The sequence below is a fragment of the Ferrovibrio sp. genome (assembly GCF_041906005.1).
Lineage (GTDB): Bacteria > Pseudomonadota > Alphaproteobacteria > Ferrovibrionales > Ferrovibrionaceae > Ferrovibrio.
Genome location: NZ_JAYRJY010000023.1, coordinates 1 through 1,269 on the forward strand (window position 1 = coordinate 1; position 1,269 = coordinate 1,269).

Annotated in this window: 1 protein-coding gene; it reads right to left on the reverse strand. The window is 62.3% G+C overall.

The features are described from left to right. Nucleotides 1-1,261: sulfate adenylyltransferase subunit 1 (locus ACE3OO_RS20255; RefSeq protein ID WP_374305924.1), on the reverse strand; the 1,261-nt coding region annotated here is incomplete at its 3' end. Between the last annotated feature and the right edge of the window lie 8 nt (nucleotides 1,262-1,269).

The window sequence follows — 1,269 nt, forward strand, 5'->3', positions numbered from 1 at the left end:
TGATGTTGCTGGAACGGATCGTCACCAGGCGCCGCTGGTCCGGATAGCCTTCGACGGCGATCGTGCCGCCGGCCAGAATGTTGCGCCCGTCGGAGAGCACAAAGCGGCCGGTCTTCGGATTGGCTTCGACCGAATCTAGTGCCAGCAGGGCCGGCGAGCGCAGCACGACCTCGGCGATATCATTGCGTGCGACCACCGCACTTTGCCGCGCGCTGAAGCTTTCGGGGTCGTAGACGCAGGCAATGCTCTCGACGACGACGTTGACGTCACGCGTCTGCAAGCGCAGCCGGTAATTGGCGCCGAGCTGCAACGGCGTTTTCGCCAGCCAGAACAGCTTGGCCTTGAAGACATGGCTTTCGAGCGGGGCTGCATCGACATGGCTCGCCATCTCGCCGCGCTCGATGAACAGCTGCTCGTCGAGCGTGATGCCGACCGACTGGCCGGCTTCGCCGCTCTGCGGTTCAGGTGCCGCCCAGGCTTCGATCGAGGCAATCCGCGCTGTCTTGTTGCTGGGCGAAAACAGCAGCGTATCGCCCACGGCCAGCCTGCCGCTGGCAATACGGCCGGCCAGGATGCGTCGGTCGTCGAATTTGTAGATATCCTGGATCGGCAGGCGCAGCGGCAAAGCGGCAAGCGGTGCCGCCGGCTCGAAACTGTCGAGCGCTTCCACCAGCGTCGGCCCCTGATACCAGCTCATCCGCGCCGAGCGCTGGACGATATTGTCGCCATCGCGCGCCGTCATCGGAATGATGTAGTTGGCGGCAATGCCGAGTGAACCCAGATAGTGGCTGTATTCCTGCGCAATGTCGTTGAAGCGCTGTTCCTGGAAATCCACCAGATCCATCTTGTTGACCAGCACCGCGATCTGCTTGACGCCGAGCAGGTTGAGCAGAAAGGCGTGCAGGCGCGATTGCTGCTGGATGCCCTGGCCCGCATCGATCAGCATCAAAGCCGCTTCGGCGCTGGAAGCGCCGGTGATCATGTTCTTGATGAACTCGCGGTGCCCAGGTGCATCGATGATGGTATAGTCACGCGCTGCGGTCTTGAACCAGATCTGCGCGGTATCGATGGTGATGCCCTGATCGCGCTCCGATTGGAACGCATCCATGAGAAAGGCCCATTCGAACGGCATGCCGCGCCGCTCGCACATCGCCTTGATGGCCTCGAACTTGCCTTCGGGCAATGAGCCGGTATCGTGGAACAGGCGGCCGACCAGGGTCGACTTCCCGTGATCGACATGGCCGACGATGACGATACGCATCAACTCGC